Genomic DNA, 16,515 nt, shown 5'->3' with positions numbered 1-16,515 from the left:
TGCTTTTGCTACGCTGTAACTACGCCGCCATCCTGCCCCGGGCCGCCTCGCAGGTCCGCTCCAGCTTCTCGACGGCTTCCCGCGCCTCTTCCAGCGTGATGTTCAGCGGTGGCAGCAGGCGTACGCAGTTGTCGCCGCCGCCCGCGATCAGCAGATGCTGCCCGTCCCGCGCCCAGGCCATGAACTCGCGATTGTTGGGGACCAGCTTCAGCCCGGTCAGCAGCCCCTTGCCCCGCACATCCAAGATCACGTCCGGGAAGCGCTCCTTCAGCCCGTGCAACTGCTGCTTCAGATAGCCGGCGATCTCGTTGACGTGGGCCAGGGTCTCGGGCTTCGACAGCTCGCCGAACGCCGCCCGCCCAACCGCCATGGCCAGCGGATTGCCGCCGAAGGTCGAGCCGTGTGCGCCGACCGTCATGCCCTTGGCCGCCTCGGTGGTGGACAGGCAGGCCCCGATCGGGAAGCCGCCGCCCAGCGCCTTGGCGATGGCCATGATGTCGGGCTGCATCCCGGCCCATTCGTGGGCCCACAGCTTGCCGGTCCGGCCCATCCCGCACTGGACCTCGTCGAAGATGATCAGCACACCGTGTTCGTCGCACAGCTCACGCAGGCCGCGCAGGCAGACGTCCGGCACCGGACGGCACCCGCCCTCGCCTTGGACGGGCTCGACGATGATCGCCGCCGTCGTCGGATTGGCGATCGCGGCCTTCAGCGCCTCGTGGTCGCCCCAGGTCAGCTGGTGGAAGCCCTGCATCTTGGGCCCGAAGCCCTCGGTATAGCTGGGGTTGGCGGCGGCGTTGACGGCCCCGTAGGTCCGGCCGTGGAAGGCACCGTCGAAGCCATAGATGTCGATCCGCTCGGGCTGGCCGTTGACGTAGTGATATTTGCGGGCCGTCTTCAGCGCGCATTCCACCGCCTCGGTCCCCGAGTTGGTGAAGAAGACGACGTCAGCGAACGACTTGTCACAAAGCTCGGCGGCCAGGGCTTCCTGATCGGGAATGCGGAAGATGTTGGACACGTGCCACAGCTTCTCGGCCTGGTCCTTGACGGCCTGGACCAGCACCGGATGGGCGTGACCCAGGGCATTGGTCGAGATGCCTTGCACGCAGTCCAGATAGACAGTGCCGTCGGCGGCAAACAGGCGCGCACCCTCGCCACGCTCCACCTCGACCGGAGCCCGGTTGTAGACACCCATCAGGTGCGAAGCGGCCTGTGACACTGTGCTGTTCTCCAAAAGCGAGACGGTCCCGCCGCTGCTGCGCCGGGACCGCTAGAATAGGGTCCCGTCTTGTCGGACCGGGGACGGTGTTAGTCAACACACCCCCGTCCGGACCTGTGCTAAACTGACCCCTCATCCGTCACGCTGCGCGTGCCACCTTCTTCCGCAAGGGGAGTAGGGCTTCTGGTTTCCTTCTCCCCTTGCGGGAGAAGGTGCCCCGGAGGGGCGGATGAGGGGTTACGCAGGCGGTCGAAAGCAGGCTCGATTCCAGACAATCCAGACAATCCAGACACAGCACGTGTCCTGAAAGCCCTCTCGTCCGCAAAGTCGCCCCAATCACGCTGAAGCTGGCGTTTGTCGACCGGGCTGGCGATAAGACCCGACGATACGCCTCATAATGCCGGAGCCCTTCATGCGTCTGAACCTTCTTCTCTGCACGGTCGCGGCAGTCGCGGTTGCGGGCGTGACGCTGGTCCAGGCCCAGGTCGCCCGTCCCCAGACGCCGGCCCCGCAGCAGCAGGGCCCGGTCGAGGTCGAGATCGACCAGGGCGTGATCCGCCCCTTCCAGATCGCGGTGGCTCCGTTCAGCGGCCCGAACGGTTCTCAGGTGACCACGGTCATCGGCGACAACCTGCGCCGCTCGGGTTTCTTCGAGCCGATGAACCCGTCCAGCTTCATCGAGACGGGCCTCAGCCTGCAGAACGCGCCGAACTTCCCGCAATGGACCCAGATCGGGGCCCAGGCTGTTCTGTATGGCTCGGTGACGCCGCGTGCCGACGGCCGCAACGACTTCGGCTTCCGTCTGTATGACCCGTATCGCCAGTGCCAGCTGGTCAGCTATAATTTCACCGCCACGCCGGAACAGTGGCGACGGATTTCCCACAAGATCGCCGACGTCGTCTATCAGCGGATGACCGGCGAGAGCGGGTTCTTCGACAGCCGGATTCTCTATGTCGCCGAGAGCGGCACCGGGCTGAACCGTCTCAGCCGGCTGGCCATCGTCGACTCCGACGGCGCCGACCCGCAATTCCTGACCGACGGCAACGAGATCATCCTGACCCCGCGCTTCTCGTCCAAGCCGGACGAGATCGTCTATATGGCGCTCGGCAAGGACTACAGCCGCATCTACCTCTACAATCTGTCGACCAGCCGCCGGGAGAGTCTCGGTGAATTCGACGGCCAGGCCTTTGGGCCCCGCTATTCGCCGGACGGCACGAAGGTGGCGTTCTCGATCATCCGGGGCGGCAATACCGACGTCTATGTGATGGACCTTCGTACCCGCCAGCTCAGTCGCCTGACCAGCGATCCCGGGATCGACACCTCGCCGTCGTTCAGCCCGGACGCCTCGCGCATCGTCTTCAACTCCGATCGTTCGGGCACGCCGCGTCTGTATGTGATGAACGCCGATGGCTCGGGGCAACGCCCGATCTCGCGCGGCGGCGGCAGCTATACGGCCCCGGCCTGGAGCCCGCGCGGCGACCTGATCGCCTTCACCAAGTCGCAGGGCGGGCGGTTCGCAACCGGCGTGATGAATGCCGACGGCTCGGGCGAGCGACAGCTGTCGTCGAGCTATTTCGAGGAAGGCCCATCCTGGGCCCCCAATGGCCGCTATCTGATGTTTGCGCGCCAGACCCGGGGCGGGGACACCAATCTGTGGATGGTCGACCTTTCCGGCCGGGTCATCGCCCAGTCAGGCTATCAGGGCCGGGGCTCCGACCCCGCCTGGTCGCCCCTGCTGGCCGATACGCCCATGCAACTCGGCCGTGCCCAGGGCCCGGACAGCTGCCCGTCGTAACCCGATCTTAACCCTGATGGAGCGGACGGTTCGCGTGAAACGTTCCTCCCTCGCACACCCATCGCCAGAGACCCGGAGACTTCCAGAATGATCGCCGCCCGCACCCTGATCCGCCTGACCGCCGTGGGCCTCGTCGTTGCCTCCATGGCGGCCTGCACTCGTCGCCCCGTGACCCCGGCGGTGCCGAACACGCCGCCTGCCAGCGACACGGGCGGCCCGGCCTACCCGACGGCGCCGACCGGCCCGATCGAAGGCAATGCCGGCGGCGCCGCCGCTGCCGGATCGGCGCAGGAGTTCGCCATCAATGTCGGCGACCGCATCTATTTCGATCTGGATTCCTATCAGGTCAGCCCCGACGCCTATCCCCGCCTGAACGCCCAGGCCGAGTGGCTGCAGCGCTATCCCCAGGTCATGGTCCGGATCGAGGGCAATGCCGACGAGCGTGGCACCCGCGAATACAATCTGGCCCTGGCCGCCCGGAGAGCTGAATCGGTTCGCAACTATCTGATCGAGCGCGGCGTCTCGGCGGGCCGGATCGACACCATCAGCTTCGGCAAGGAGCGGCCGATCGCGCTGGGGTCGAGCGAGGACAGCTGGGCTCGCAACCGCAATGGCCGCACCGCCCTTGTGTCCGGCGCCTACTGACCTTCGGGGTCCAGCCAGGGCGTGACGGCCTCGACCAGCGCCCGCCCGGGCTGGCGGGGCCGTCCGTCCAGATGGATGCAAACGGCGACCACCTCGGCCCGGCAAAGGACCTCGCTCCCGCGCTCGACCGTCTGGGAGATGATCAGCCTCGGCCCCCTGATCCGCTGGTAGCGGGTCCGCACGACCAGGGCATCGTCGATCCGGGCGGGCTTCAGGAAGGTCAGGTTCAGTTCGGCCACGACGAAGGCCATGGGGGCCTCCTGATCCAGCAGCCGGGCGTGGCCGATGCCCGCCAGCCGCAAGAAGTCCGACCGGCCGCGCTCGAAATAGCGAACATAATTCGCGTGATAGACCAGGCCGGTGAAGTCGGTGTCCTCGTAATAGACGCGCACCGGCAGCAGATGATCACGGCCCTCGAACCGGCCGGCGGTCGGCTGGTTGCTCATCCGGTCCCGGTCGGGGCTTGCAGCAGGTCGGGGCAGTACCGCTCCCGCGCCTCGCGGAACTCGACGGTCAGGGGATCATCGCTGAACAGTATCCGGCTGGGCCGCGACACGAAGGCCACCGCCGCCCGCTGCCCCGCCCGCCCGATATAGCCGCAGACCGTGCGGTTCTGGCCTGGCTGGACATACCGCAGCTCGGTCCCCGGCCCGCGCTGCTCACGCACCTGCCGCAAGGCGCGCGCCGGCCCGTCCTCGGCAAACCGGGGCAGGACACTCTGGGCATCGGCCAGCGTTCCCGTAGCGCCCAGCGCCACGACCAGCATGGCCAGCGCCGTCGTCACCTGTCTTGTTCTGCCTCGTCTGGCCATGGGGGCCTCCCGATCCAGCTGACAGGATGCCGCCGTTCGCCTTTCAGGTGAAGGGGTAGGGCCCTGAAAGGCCTGTCAGCCCCCGAAGAGGTCATCCGGCAACGCCGTCGGCGGCTTGGGCGGCTCGGCCAGTCCAAGGTGCGCATAGGCCCTGGCGCAGGCCATCCGCCCCCTGGAGGTCCGCTGGATGAAGCCCTGCTGCAGCAGATAGGGCTCGATCACGTCCTCGACGGCGTCCTTGGCCTCGGCGATGGCGGCGGCCAGGGTGTCCATCCCGACCGGCCCGCCGCCATAGTTCTCGATCAGGGCCTTCAGGAAGCGGCGGTCATTGGCGTCCAGCCCGGCCTCGTCGATCTCCAGCCGCGCCAGTGCCCGGGCCGCGACGATGCGGTTGATCATCGGGGCCCCTTCGGCCTCGGCAAAGTCCCGTACGCGGCGCAGCAGCCGTCCGGCCACGCGCGGCGTGCCCCGGGCGCGCGAGGCGATCTCCCGGGCGCCCTCGTCATTGATCGGGGCCCCCATCTTGCGCGCCGCCCCGGTGATCACCCGGACCAGTTCGTCGGGCGTATAGAATTCGAGCCGCAGGGGGATGCCGAACCGGTCCCTCAGCGGCGTCGCCAGCAACCCCGCGCGCGTCGTTGCGCCGACCAGGGTGAAGGGGGCCAGATCGATCCGGACCGAGCGCGCCGAGGGCCCTTCACCGATGATCAGGTCCAGCACATGGTCCTCCATCGCCGGATACAGGATCTCCTCGACAGTGGCGGCGAGGCGATGGATCTCGTCGATGAACAGGACGTCCCGGGGTTCCAGATTGGTCAGGATGGCCGCCAGATCGCCGGCCTTGGCCAGGATCGGTCCAGAAGTGGCCCGGAAGCCGACACCCAGTTCCCGCGCCACGATCTGCGCCAGGGTGGTCTTGCCCAGTCCCGGCGGCCCAAACAGCAGGACATGGTCCAGCGCCTCGTTGCGACCCCGGGCGGCGTCGATGAAGATCTTCAGATTGCCCTTGGCCTGCTCCTGCCCGACGAACTCCGACAGCGTCTGGGGCCGAAGGGCGCGGTCATAGGCTTCGCCCGGCGCAGCCGCGGGCGAGATGATGCGGTCGTCGGTCATCGCCCCAGTTCCTGCAAGGCAGCCCGGATCAGGGCCGACAGCTCGGCCTCCTCACCGAGCCGGAGCAGGGCCTGATCCACGGCGCGGCGGGCGTTGACCTCGGCCACGCCGAGACCCAGCAGGGCCGACACGGCTTCCCCCGTCAGGCTCGGCTTCGGCGGCACGATCTCGCCCGAGCCGCCGATCGCGGACGGGGTGAAGGAGACATCGCCGAGCGACTTGCCCTTCAGCTCGGTGACGATCCGCAGCGCCAGCTTGGGTCCGACGCCATTGGCCCGCCCGATCGCGGCCTTGTCGTCCCGGGCCACGGCCCCCGCCAGGTCGCCGGGCGGCAGGACGTCCAGCACCGACAGCGCCGCTTTGGGGCCGACACCCTGGATGCCGGTCAGGGTCGTGAAGGCCCGCCGCTCGTCCCGGCCCAGAAAGCCGTACAGCCGGGGTCCGTTCTCGGCGGACCAGCTGGATTCGATGTGCAGGATCGTCTCGTCGCCCGGGGCAGGCAGCCGTTGCAGCGTCCTCGCCCCGCAGGCCACGACATAGCCGACGCCTGCGCAGTCGATCAGGCAATGACCATCCTCGACCTCGGCCACGAGGCCCCTCAGACGACCGATCACGACACCATCTCCAGCAGGGCCCGCTTCCGCAGCTGGGCATGGGTCACGGCGACGGCGAGGGCGTCGGCGGCATCGGTCTTGACCTCACCGGCGGCCGGCAGAAGCCGTTTGATCATGAAGGCGATCTGGCCCTTGTCGGCATGGCCGGACCCGACCACGGCCTTCTTGATCAGATTGGGCGAATATTCCGCGACCGACAGGCCGCAGCGTGCCGGGGCCAGCATGACGGCGGCCCGCGCATGGCCCAGCTTCAGCGTCGAGGACGGGTTCATGTTCACATACACTTCCTCGATCGCCGCCTCATCGCAGCTGTAGGCCGTGCAGACCTCGCCGACGGCTTCCAGCAGGAACAGCAGCCGCTCGCTGAACGGGGCGGCTTCAGGCGGGCTGATGACGCCGTGCGCGATCCAGCGCAGTCGCGAGCCTTCGGCCACGACCACCCCCCAGCCGGTGCGGCGCAGTCCGGGGTCGAGTCCCAGGATGCGGGTGCCAGATTGAATCAGGGTGTTCGTCATTCGTTCCAGTCTTGCCCCAAACAGGGTTGACGAACAATGACCAGCCCCGATTTTCACGCCGCGTGGGCGTTGGCCCCCTGATGGAACGGCGCGCCGCCGTCGCCGACGATCTTGACGGCCTTCAGGGCCCCCACGAAATCATCCCGCCAGATCGACACATCGGTGTCGCGGACCACCTGCATCAGCGCCTTCCATTTCCGGATCCGTTCGGCCAGCGGCATGGTCAGTGCCTGTTTTATCGCCTCGGACAGCTCCTCGCGACTGAACGGATTGACCAGCAGGGCCTCGCCCATCTGTTCGGCGGCACCGGCGAACCGTGACAGGATCAGCACCCCGGGATTGGCCGGGTCCTGGGCGGCGACATATTCCTTGGCCACCAGGTTCATGCCGTCGCGGAGAGGCGTCACCAGTCCGACGCGAGCCGCGCGATAGATGCCGGCCAGCTGGTCGCGCCGATAGGTCCGGTTCAGGTAACGGATCGGCTGCCAGTCCATCTCGGCATAGGCCCCGTTGATCCGACCGGCCAGCGAGTCGAGCCGCCCCCGAATGTCCTGGTAGGAATCGACCTCGTCGCGCGAAATGGGCGTGACCTGGAGCAGCAGCACCTGGGATCGCATGTCGGGATTGTCGGCGAGGAACTGTTCATAGCCGACCAGTCGCTGCTCGAGGCCCTTGGAATAGTCGAGCCGGTCGACGCCGACCAGCAGCGACCGGAAGGCCGTGGACGACATCATCCGGTCGTAGGTCCGTCGTCCGAGGGCCGAGTCACCGGCCGCGATGAAGCCCTCGACATCGATCCCGATGGGATAGACGCCGGTCTGGACCACGCGACCGAAACACTCGAGGCCATTCTCGCCCGTCACATCGCCCCGCGCCTCGGTCACGACGTAGTCCGTGAACAGATCGAGCCATTCGCGGGTGTGGAACCCGACCAGATCATAGGCGAACAGGGATTCCACCAGCCGCCGATGATGGGGCAGGGTGACCAGCAACTGACGAGCCGGCCAGGGCGTGTGCAGGAAGAAGCCGATCCGGTTGGTGATCCCCAGCCGCCTCAGATCCCGGGCCATCGGGATCAGATGGTAGTCATGCACCCAGATGATGTCGTCCGGCTCGATCATCGGGGCCAGGACCTCTGCGAACCGACGGTTCACCCGCTCGTAGCCCTCGCCATAGCTGCGCTCATAGGTCGTCAGGTCGACCCTGTGGTGGAACAGCGGCCACAGGGTCTTGTTGGCATAGCCATTGTAGTATTCGTCGACGTCCTGGCTCTCCAGATCGACCAGGGCGACCGTGACGCCGGCGCGGTCCTCGATCTTGGCTTCGCCGGTGAAGTGATCGACGGTTTCGCCCGACCACCCGAACCACAGCCCGTCGTATTTCCGCAGCGCGGCCGACAGGGCCATCGCCAGCCCGCCCGCCGAGCCGGCGGCCGGGTCGGTCGGGGCCGACACACGATTGGAGACTACGATCAGGCGACCCATGATGCCCCCCAAACGCGCGAAGGCGAGATACGGATCGAACGCGATGTCGTGATCACGCTCATCGCACGTCCGTCCATGACCGGCTCAACAGCACGGCGCAGTTGATGATCCCGACCAGCGAATAGGTCTGCGGGTAGTTGCCCCACAGTTCGTCATCGCCCAGCGAGATATCCTCGCTCAGCAAACCTGCATGGGTCCGGCGGCTCAGCATCTCCTCGAAGATGGCTCGCGCCTCGTCGTCGCGACCGTTCTGGTGCAGGGCCTCGATGAACCAGAAGGTGCAGAAGTTGAACGCCGTCTCCGGCTCGCCGAAATCGTCCGGCTCGACATACCGGAACAGATACGGCCCCTTCTTCAGGTCGCGCTCGATCGCATCGAACGTTCCGACCTGGCGCGGATCGTCCGGGGTCAGGAAGCCGAGATCGACCAGCTGCAGCAGCGAGGCGTCCAGTTCCTCTCCCCCGAAACTGGCCCCGAACCGGCCGAGTTCGGGAAGGTAGGCTTCCTTCTCGATCCGGGCCCGGATGACGGCGGCCCGGTCGGCCCAGACAGTGGCGCGCGCCTCCAGCCCCAGTTTGTTCGCCGCCTTTGCCAGACGATCGCAGGCGGCCCAGCACATCACTGACGAATAAGTGTGCACCCGCGCGATCGTCCGGAACTCCCAGAGGCCGGCGTCCGTCTGGTCGTGCATGGCAAAGGCCCGCTCGCCAACCGCCTCCAGCGAATAGAAGTCGTCCACCGTGCCCGGCCGCAGCAGGCGCTGATCGTGGAAGGACTGGACCAGCACCAGGACCATCTGGCCGTAGACGTCATGCTGCAGGTGCTCGTGAGCCTGATTGCCGACGCGCACCGGCTTCATCCCGCGATAGCCCTCGACCGAGGTCAGGATGCTCTCGCCGATGCCCGGCTCCAGGCCGACACCATAGACCGGCTGCACATGGCCTCCGGCCGAGTTGTCGACCAGGTTCCTCAAATAGACGAGGTAGTTCTCCAGGATGTCGACCGCACCCAACCGGTTCAGCGCCCGCACTGTGTAATAGGCATCCCGGATCCAGCAGTAACGGTAGTCCCAGTTGCGTCCGCTCTCGGGGAACTCCGGGACAGACGTCGTCATGGCCGCAACGATCGCCCCGGTCTCTTCGTAGACGCAGAGCTTGAGGGTGATGGCCGCCCGGATGACCGCTTCCTGATAGTCCAGCGGGATGTAAAGCGTCCGGACCCAGGCCTTCCAGTAGGCCACGGTGCGATCCAGCGCCGACTGGACGCCCGGTCCGACTTCCTGATCGTAGCCTTCGTCAGGCCCGAGGAAAAAGGCGTAGGGCTGCTCAAGACGGAACGTCCGCTCCTCCAGCACATGGGACACGGGACAGTCGGTGGTCAGGCGCAGCGTCAGGTCGGTGCACTGGTAGCGGACGTGGTTCGAGCCGGATGTGCACTCTGCCTTGCGGGCACCCCAGTCTGCCGAGGGCCGCAGCCGGATCGTCACGCGCGGTACGCCATTGAGGGGCCGGATGATCCGGCCAAACGCCAGGGGTCGATAGGTGCGCGCGTGCTTCATGTGGCGCGGCGCAAAGTCGATGATCTCGACCGCAGAGCCATCTTCCGCCGTCAGCACGGTGCGCAGGACGGGGGTGTTGGGGATATAGGCCTGGGTTACGTCCCTGAGGTTCTCGACCTCGACGGACCAGAACCCGTGATCGGGCGCCTGGCCGTCCATCAGGGCGGAAAAGACCGGGTCGCCGTCCACACGTGGCGCACAGGCCCAGACGTAGCGTCCGTAGCGGTCAATCAGGGCGCTGATGGCACAGTTGCCGATGGGCGCGAGGTCGAGGTTCGGCCCCCTGGGCGGGAGGTTGGTCATGCCTTGGTCTCCTCGACGGTTTCCAGCCAGGTCAGCACCGCCTCGACATCATCGAGCCTGTACCGGGCGGCGGTCTGGCGCGCCGGGCCGACCAGAACGCCGAAGCCGCCCAGGGCGGTTGCCGCTTCGAACGCAAACTCGTCGGTCAGGTCGTCGCCGAGCATGATCGGGACCGATCCGGTAAAGGGCGGCTCGGTCATGAAGGCTGTCAGGGCTGTGCCCTTGTCCGCGCCTGGGGTCTTGAGCTCGAGGACCATATGGCCGGGCTGCTGCATCAGCCCGGTCTCTCCGGCAAGCCGGGTGGCCAGGGCGGTCGCTTCCTCGCGGCTTTCCGGGGCCTGCCGGTAGTGCAATCCCACGGACGCGCCCTTGTCTTCGACAAGAATGCCTGGCCGGGTCCGGGCGAATTCCTCAAAGGCTGTAACCACGTTGCGGAGGCTTTCCGGCACACGGGCGCGCTCGGTCTCGCCATCGCGCCGTCGCCGCTCCAGACCATGGACGCCCGACGCCGACCGCGCTGCGCCGCCGCTGATCCGGTCGATTTCCTCGAGGGTACGCCCGCTCAGGATCGCCATGCGGCCACCCAGGCGCTGGTCCAGTGCCTCCAGCACGGCGGTGCGCCGGGCGACGGGCCCGACCTGCGAGGGTGTGGGGGCCAGCGGAGCCAGAACCCCATCCATATCGAGAAACAGGGCCGGTCGCACCAGCTGCGCCGGGGGGGGCTCAAGCTCTATGGTCTGGTCTGCGGCGTGCAGCATCGTCATCCGTTTTCGTGATCGTGGTCAGCCCCGCGCCCCTAACGCCTCGGGACGGCAAAGGTTGAGCGCCCGCCCGGCATTTCTGCCGCGGGCGGGTCGATTGCGGTCCGCGATGCTGCGGATCGGCCGTTGCGAAAACTTCATGGAGGGCGCATCTGGCGCGCAAGAAACGTCAAGGGATGGCTGCCGCATGAGCCCGGAAATCAGAACCTCCAGCCCGGATCAGGTTGCCGCCATGGGTGACCGTGCCCGCGAGGTCGTGCGGCTCAATATCGAGGCGCTTCAGGCGCTTGAGCGCACGATCGACGGGGCTCTGGCCCGCGCCTGCGACGTGATCCTGAGCCGGCCGGGCTATGTCGTGGTGACCGGTATGGGCAAGTCGGGCCATATCGGCGGAAAGATCGCCGCGACCCTGGCCTCCACCGGCACCAACGCCTTCTTCGTGCATCCGGCGGAGATGAGCCATGGCGACCTCGGCATGCTGCGCCACGACACGACCCTGCTGGCCATCTCGTCGTCGGGTGAAAGCCGCGAGCTCCGCGATCCGCTGATCTTCTGTCAGCGCAATGACATCCCCGTGATCGGCATGACCCAGCGGGGCTCCAGCTTCCTGGCCCGGATGTCGGCCGTGCCCCTGGTGATGCCCAGCGTCGCCGAAGCCTGTCCCAACGGCCTGGCCCCGACCACCTCGACCCTGATGACCCTGGCGCTCGGCGACGCCCTGGCCATGGTGCTGATGGACCGTCGCGAGTTCACGGCCCAGGATTTCGGTCTCCACCATCCGGGCGGGTCGCTGGGCATGAGCCTGCAGAGCGTCCGGGAATGGATGGGCGACAATCACGCTCCACCGGCCACCGTGGCCCTGGATGCCGATTTCTCGGTCGTCGTTTCGGCTATCACCGAGGGGCGAAAGGGGGCCGTCGCGGTCCTGAACGCCGACGGGACCTTGGCCGGGATCATCACGGATGGCGACGTCCGTCGGGCCTTTGCCAACAACATCGCGGCCATCGTCGCCGGCGACATCATGAGCAGCAAGCCGATTACCGTTGGGCCTGAGCAGCGGATGAGCGACGTGGTCGACCTTCTGGCCGCCAACAAGATTGCCAATCTGTTCGTGGTCGAGAATGACCGGCCTGTCGCGATCGTGCATGTCGCCGAGCTTATGCAGGCGGGCTACGTCTCCTGAGCGGCGGTTGACCCGACTCGTGTCGCCGCGCTACGCCTTGCGCCACGACGATGCCCGAGCTGACCTCCAGGGTCGGTGGCTGATGAATGGTTCAATGAAATCAATCTGCATCGACGGCTCGAATATCGCTCTCGCCAAGGGGTCGGGGATCGCCACCTACGGGCGCAATCTGCTGGCAAACGCCCGTGTTCTGGGGCTCGGGACCCAGGTGCTTTACGGGCCGGTCGTCGGGAAGAGCGGCAACCGGGTTCTGGACGAAACAGCCCTGTTCGACGCGGGAAAGCCGAACCGGAAAATGAAGAAGTCCGAGCGCTTTCGTCGAACCGTGCTCAGCCGGTTCGGCAGAAACGCCTATCCCGTAGCCCACAGTGGCGAGGTCATCTGGCCCAGCCAGGGCGGAGGCAAACCGGACGCGGACAGGTTCTGGGCAGCCCAGGACCTCTTTCTGTTCGCACGCCGCGCCTTCAACAGATATCGCACCGAGACGCCGCTGTCCTTCGATGCCACGGCAGCGGCTCCGGCCCCGGATGTCATGCACTGGACCTCGACCCTTCCGCTTCACGCGAAGGGAGTGCCCAACATCTACACGATCCACGACCTGATCCCGCTGCGCCTGCCGCATACGACGGCCGACGATACCGGGGCCTATCTGGCCATGTGTCAGGGTATTGCCAGGCGTGCCGATCACATCGCCGTCGTGTCGGAAACGACACGCCAGGATGTGATCCGGATCCTGAATGTCCCAGAAGACCGGGTCACCAACACCTATCAGGCGGTCTCACTGCCGGAAGCGCTGACAAGCCGACCGGATGCCGATGTCGCGCGTGAGCTGGAAGGCGTCTTCAATCTGGGCTGGAAGAGCTATTTCCTGCATTTCGGGGCGATCGAACCCAAGAAGAATCTCGGCCGTATCGTCGAAGCCTATCTGGCATCCGGCTCGGTGAGCCCGCTGGTGATCGTCGGCGGACGAGCCTGGCTGGACGACGGAGAAACGGCGCTTCTGAACCAGGTCAAGCGTGACGGCGGGCCCAGCGCGGACCGGATCCGCCAGTATGAATACATGCCATTTGCCATGCTTGTCAGCTTGATCCGCGGGGCGCGGGCGACGGTATTTCCGTCGCTCTACGAGGGCTTTGGCCTTCCTGTACTCGAATCCATGGCGCTGGGAACGGCCGTCCTGACATCGACAGCCGGGTCCCTGCCTGAAGTGGCCGGAGAGGCTGCCATCAGCGTCGATCCCTATGACGTCCAGGCCTTGACCCGGGGGCTGCTGGCCCTCGATTCCGATGAAGGCCTGCGAACGGAACTTGTTGCCCGCGGGCGGGTTCAGGCCGGACTGTTTACCCCTGAAGCCTATCAGGACCGCTTGCGGCAGCTCTATCACAAGGTAGGTATTCTGTGATGGAAGACATCCTTTTCGATGCCAGTCGTCTGGTCAGTCGGACCGAGCGGACCGCCCCGACCGGGGTCGACCGCGTCTGCCTCGCCTATGCGGAATGGTTGATGTCGCGCCAGGACGTCCGGATGGTCCCGGTGCGCTCCAAGCATGACCAGCTCGTCGCGGTGGACGGGACCTGGTTCCGTCAGTGCGTCAAAACCCTGCGAAAACGCTGGACCGGAGAGTTCTTCAATCGCCCCCTGACCGAGGCCGAGCGGAGGCTGTTCGAAGCCCTGAATGCCGACCGGCCGGGACCGGTGTCCGTTCTGGGCTCCCCGCCAGCACCCGTTGACCGGAACGCCCCGCGACGGATGCGGGTCTGGAAGCAGTTCTTCCGGTCGCGCCGGATGCCCGAGATCCCGCCCGGGCGTCGCTATTTCAACGTGGGCCACACCAGCCTCAACACCCCCGAAATCCTGAACAGCCTCAGCGCCAACGGGATCGAGCGCATCGTCCTGCTGCACGACCTGATCCCGATCACTCATCCGGAGTTCTGCCGTCCGGGCGATGGCGAAAAGCACCGGATCCGTGTCCTGACGGCGTTGAAGCACGCCTCGCGCATCCTCGTGAACTCGAACTACACAGCCAGTGAGCTGAAGGCCTTTGCCGATCGCGAGGGGATCGCCGCACCGCCGATCGACGCCATCCACCTGGGGCTGGAGCCCATCTTTCTCGACCGTCCCGGCAATGCGACCCCGCGGCCCTATTTTGTCCATGTCGGCACCATCGAGGCGCGAAAGAACCTGGCGTTCCTGCTGACCATCTGGCGGCGCCTCCAGGAGCGGATGGGCGAGGACGCCCCACAGCTCGTGCTGGTTGGCCGCTATGGCTGGGAGAACGAAGCCGTGCTGGATCACCTTCAGCGGTCGCCCAACCTGCGGGGGCTGGTGCATCAGGCCGCCAATCTGCCGGATGCCTCGCTGGCGGCCCTCATGAAGAATGCCCAGGCCGTGCTCGCCCCGTCCAGTGTCGAGGGCTTCGACCTGCCGGCGGTGGAGGCCTGTGCCCTCGGGGTGCCTCTGATCGCCTCGGACATCCCCGCGCACAGGGAACTTGTGCCGGATGCCGAACTGATCGACCCGCTGGACGGCCTGGGCTGGCTCGCTGCCCTGGAGCGGGCCACGCGATCGCGTCCGATCTCTCCCCATTTCGTTGCGCCGACGTGGGATCGGCATTTCGCGGATGTTGCTGCACGCATCGGTCTGAACAGCTGACATCCCGCTCTTCGTGCGGCGCTCAGGATTGACGTCGCCATTTCGGCCAGACCTCTGGTCCCTCACGCCAAACGCCGGTAATCAGTTCACCATGAACCTATCCAATCCCCTGACACGCTCGGTTCTGGCGCTGTCCATCGTGGCTGTCCTGAGCGGATGCTCGACCTTGCCGCGGGACGGACCGTCCGGGCAGGCGGTCGAGCGCGGTGCGACGTCCGTAGACACCCAGGGTTTCTACCAGATCGTCGACCTCGACTATGGTGCGAGCGAGCGGATCAAGCTGGTGCCCCCACGCTTCCTTGGCACACTGGCCAATTCGTCCGTCGAGGGCGCTTCGGGCCTGATCGGCCCCGGCGACGTTCTCGCGGTCTCGATCTTCGAGCCGAGCGGCAATCTCTTCGGTGCGGGCGCGGGCGCGTCCGGACTCCGTTCCGGGCAGCAGCAACTGCCGGGGATCAGCGTGGATTCCAGCGGGAATGCGACGATCCCGTTCGCAGGTCCGGTCCGCGTTGCCGGCCTGTCCTCGACCCAGGCCGGGGCTGCGATCCGTCGCGCCCTGATTGGCCGGGTCGGCAATCCCCAGGTTACCGTCTCGATTGCCCAGAACTCGTTCAACACGGTCAATGTTCTGGGTGATGTGAGGCAGCCGGGGCGGGCTCCACTGTCGTCCAACGCCGATCGCATTCTGGACGTCATTGGCGACAGGGGCGGCACGACGCGCCCGGTCGAAGATGTCATCGTCAACATCCAGCGCGATGGCCAGACCTACAGCGCCCCCCTCAGTGCCGTAACGACCGATTTCCGGGAAAATGTCCGCCTGGCCCGGGGTGACGAAATCAACCTCGCCTACAGGCCTCGTAAATTCAGTACGTTCGGGGCGCTGGGAGCCGTGGCAGAAGTCTCCATGGAGCCGGGCCCGACGACGCTGGCCGGCGCAATCTCCAAGGTCGGCGGCCTCAACGCCAATCTGGCGAATGCCAGGTCGGTGCTGGTCTTCCGCTTCGAGCGTCCTGAAGTCGCCGAGGCGCTGGGTGTCACCCAGGCCCCGACCGTGCGGGGGATCCCGATCGTGTACCGGCTCAATTTCGAGGACGCGACGGGACTGTTCACGGCCGGCAATTTCGTCATCGAGCCAGGTGACATCGTCTATGTGCCCCAGTCCGGGCTCGCCGAGATGCGCAAATTCTTCGAGGCCATCCAGTCCTTCACGCGCATCGTCTACGACGTCTCGGTGACCAGCACCCTTCAGAACTGACGCCCATGGCCGATCGGCACGGTGAATTCTCGTGGCGACGGTTTTCGATCAGCATTGCGCGTCGTCTCGGGATTCCCGCCCGTCCGGCACCCCATGAAGATCTGCTGGGTGCGGATCAGGATGCCTGGTCATCCGCGCCGGCCGCGCCGGTGGACAATGCCCTATCCCGGCTGCTGGGCGAACTCGAAGAGTACGCCCTCGCCGTCTATGCGCGCGCCGGACTGCCCACGAAGCCCGGCCACTACGCCCGCGCTCCGGGAGATCGGGAATGGCAGTTCCTTGCCGAGCAGATGCGCCCCTCGGATCGCTGGGTGCTTGTCCATGAGTATCCCCCCGAGGAGGGCTGGCGGTTTGCGACGCTGAGGACGCTGGGCCTGCACGAGCCCGCTGACAGTCCCGCCGTCCACGCCGCCCAGGTGCTCTCGGAATGTCAGGCGCTGAGAGACAGTCCCGACGCCCGCCATGACGGCACGATGGCGCTCCTGGAGCGCTCGATCCGCCTCGGCATCACGAGCGCCTGGCTCGGTCTGGGCGACGCAGGCGGCGGCCAGGCGTTGCCGAAAGGGCAGGGCGAGTTGTTTCCCCTGCCCCCGGGCTGACGGCGCAG

Annotated in this window: 16 protein-coding genes; 7 read left to right on the top strand and 9 right to left on the bottom strand. The window is 66.6% G+C overall.

What is annotated here, in order from left to right; all coding sequences use genetic code 11:
* Nucleotides 1-19: 19 nt before the first annotated feature.
* Entirely contained in the window at nt 20-1,195 is a 1,176-nt protein-coding gene (locus tag GGR13_RS01500; protein WP_183212258.1) for an aspartate aminotransferase family protein, read from the bottom strand.
* 436 nt (nt 1,196-1,631) lie between these two features.
* On the opposite strand from GGR13_RS01500, the gene tolB reads away from it, so the two are divergent.
* Both tolB and pal read left to right on the top strand, forming a co-directional pair.
* Nucleotides 1,632-3,014 (top strand): Tol-Pal system beta propeller repeat protein TolB, encoded by a 1,383-nt coding sequence (tolB, locus tag GGR13_RS01495; protein ID WP_183211689.1) that lies wholly within the window; start codon nt 1,632-1,634, stop codon nt 3,012-3,014.
* Between the two features lie 87 nt (nt 3,015-3,101).
* Nucleotides 3,102-3,659, top strand: coding sequence for a peptidoglycan-associated lipoprotein Pal (pal, locus tag GGR13_RS01490; RefSeq protein ID WP_183211688.1), 558 nt, complete (start codon nt 3,102-3,104; stop codon nt 3,657-3,659).
* On the opposite strand, the gene ybgC is transcribed toward pal, so the two are convergent.
* The 8 genes from ybgC to otsB form a co-directional block, all read right to left on the bottom strand.
* The gene (gene ybgC, locus GGR13_RS01485; protein WP_183211687.1) at nt 3,653-4,105 is read right to left on the bottom strand and encodes a tol-pal system-associated acyl-CoA thioesterase; all 453 of its coding nucleotides are present in this window, start codon (nt 4,103-4,105) and stop codon (nt 3,653-3,655) included. The genes pal and ybgC overlap by 7 nt on opposite strands.
* A complete protein-coding gene (locus GGR13_RS01480; protein WP_183211686.1) occupies nt 4,102-4,470 on the bottom strand; it encodes a hypothetical protein in 369 nt (122 codons plus the stop codon). The genes ybgC and GGR13_RS01480 overlap by 4 nt, the downstream gene beginning before the upstream one ends.
* A gap of 75 nt (nt 4,471-4,545) precedes the next feature.
* Nucleotides 4,546-5,583: a Holliday junction branch migration DNA helicase RuvB gene (ruvB, locus tag GGR13_RS01475; RefSeq protein WP_183211685.1), complete on the bottom strand. Its 1,038-nt coding sequence runs from the start codon at nt 5,581-5,583 to the stop codon at nt 4,546-4,548.
* Complete coding sequence (ruvA, locus tag GGR13_RS01470; protein WP_183211684.1) at nt 5,580-6,197, bottom strand: Holliday junction branch migration protein RuvA; 618 nt, start codon at nt 6,195-6,197, stop codon at nt 5,580-5,582. The genes ruvB and ruvA overlap by 4 nt, the downstream gene beginning before the upstream one ends.
* A complete protein-coding gene (ruvC, locus tag GGR13_RS01465; protein ID WP_183211683.1) occupies nt 6,194-6,712 on the bottom strand; it encodes a crossover junction endodeoxyribonuclease RuvC in 519 nt (172 codons plus the stop codon). The genes ruvA and ruvC overlap by 4 nt, the downstream gene beginning before the upstream one ends.
* A gap of 53 nt (nt 6,713-6,765) precedes the next feature.
* The gene (locus GGR13_RS01460) at nt 6,766-8,196 is read right to left on the bottom strand and encodes an alpha,alpha-trehalose-phosphate synthase (UDP-forming) (RefSeq protein ID WP_183211682.1); all 1,431 of its coding nucleotides are present in this window, start codon (nt 8,194-8,196) and stop codon (nt 6,766-6,768) included.
* A 58-nt stretch (nt 8,197-8,254) separates the two neighbouring features.
* Complete coding sequence (locus GGR13_RS01455; RefSeq protein ID WP_183211681.1) at nt 8,255-10,057, bottom strand: glycoside hydrolase family 15 protein; 1,803 nt, start codon at nt 10,055-10,057, stop codon at nt 8,255-8,257.
* Nucleotides 10,054-10,821 carry a trehalose-phosphatase gene (otsB, locus tag GGR13_RS01450; RefSeq protein ID WP_281380530.1) on the bottom strand — a complete coding sequence of 256 codons (768 nt, stop codon included), beginning with the start codon at nt 10,819-10,821 and terminating at the stop codon, nt 10,054-10,056. Before otsB ends, GGR13_RS01455 begins: the two co-directional genes overlap by 4 nt.
* A gap of 184 nt (nt 10,822-11,005) precedes the next feature.
* Between otsB and GGR13_RS01445 the strand changes: the two genes are divergently transcribed.
* The 5 genes from GGR13_RS01445 (at nt 11,006) to GGR13_RS01425 (ending at nt 16,507) form a co-directional block, all read left to right on the top strand.
* Nucleotides 11,006-12,001, top strand: a complete 996-nt coding sequence (locus tag GGR13_RS01445; RefSeq protein ID WP_183211680.1) for a KpsF/GutQ family sugar-phosphate isomerase — start codon at nt 11,006-11,008, stop codon at nt 11,999-12,001.
* 94 nt (nt 12,002-12,095) lie between these two features.
* Nucleotides 12,096-13,403, top strand: coding sequence for a glycosyltransferase family 4 protein (locus tag GGR13_RS01440; protein ID WP_183211679.1), 1,308 nt, complete (start codon nt 12,096-12,098; stop codon nt 13,401-13,403).
* On the top strand, nt 13,403-14,653 hold the full coding sequence (locus GGR13_RS01435; protein WP_221230369.1) for a glycosyltransferase family 4 protein: 1,251 nt from the start codon (nt 13,403-13,405) through the stop codon (nt 14,651-14,653). The genes GGR13_RS01440 and GGR13_RS01435 overlap by 1 nt, the downstream gene beginning before the upstream one ends.
* 91 nt (nt 14,654-14,744) lie before the next feature.
* Nucleotides 14,745-15,908: a polysaccharide biosynthesis/export family protein gene (locus GGR13_RS01430; protein WP_246347626.1), complete on the top strand. Its 1,164-nt coding sequence runs from the start codon at nt 14,745-14,747 to the stop codon at nt 15,906-15,908.
* A gap of 5 nt (nt 15,909-15,913) precedes the next feature.
* On the top strand, nt 15,914-16,507 hold the full coding sequence (locus GGR13_RS01425; RefSeq protein ID WP_183211677.1) for a hypothetical protein: 594 nt from the start codon (nt 15,914-15,916) through the stop codon (nt 16,505-16,507).
* The last annotated feature ends 8 nt before the right edge of the window (nt 16,508-16,515 follow it).

The organism is Brevundimonas variabilis, assembly GCF_014199945.1.
GTDB classification, from domain to species: domain Bacteria; phylum Pseudomonadota; class Alphaproteobacteria; order Caulobacterales; family Caulobacteraceae; genus Brevundimonas; species Brevundimonas variabilis.
Note: the sequence above shows the minus strand (reverse complement) of the source record. Positions and strands in the feature narration are given on the sequence as shown.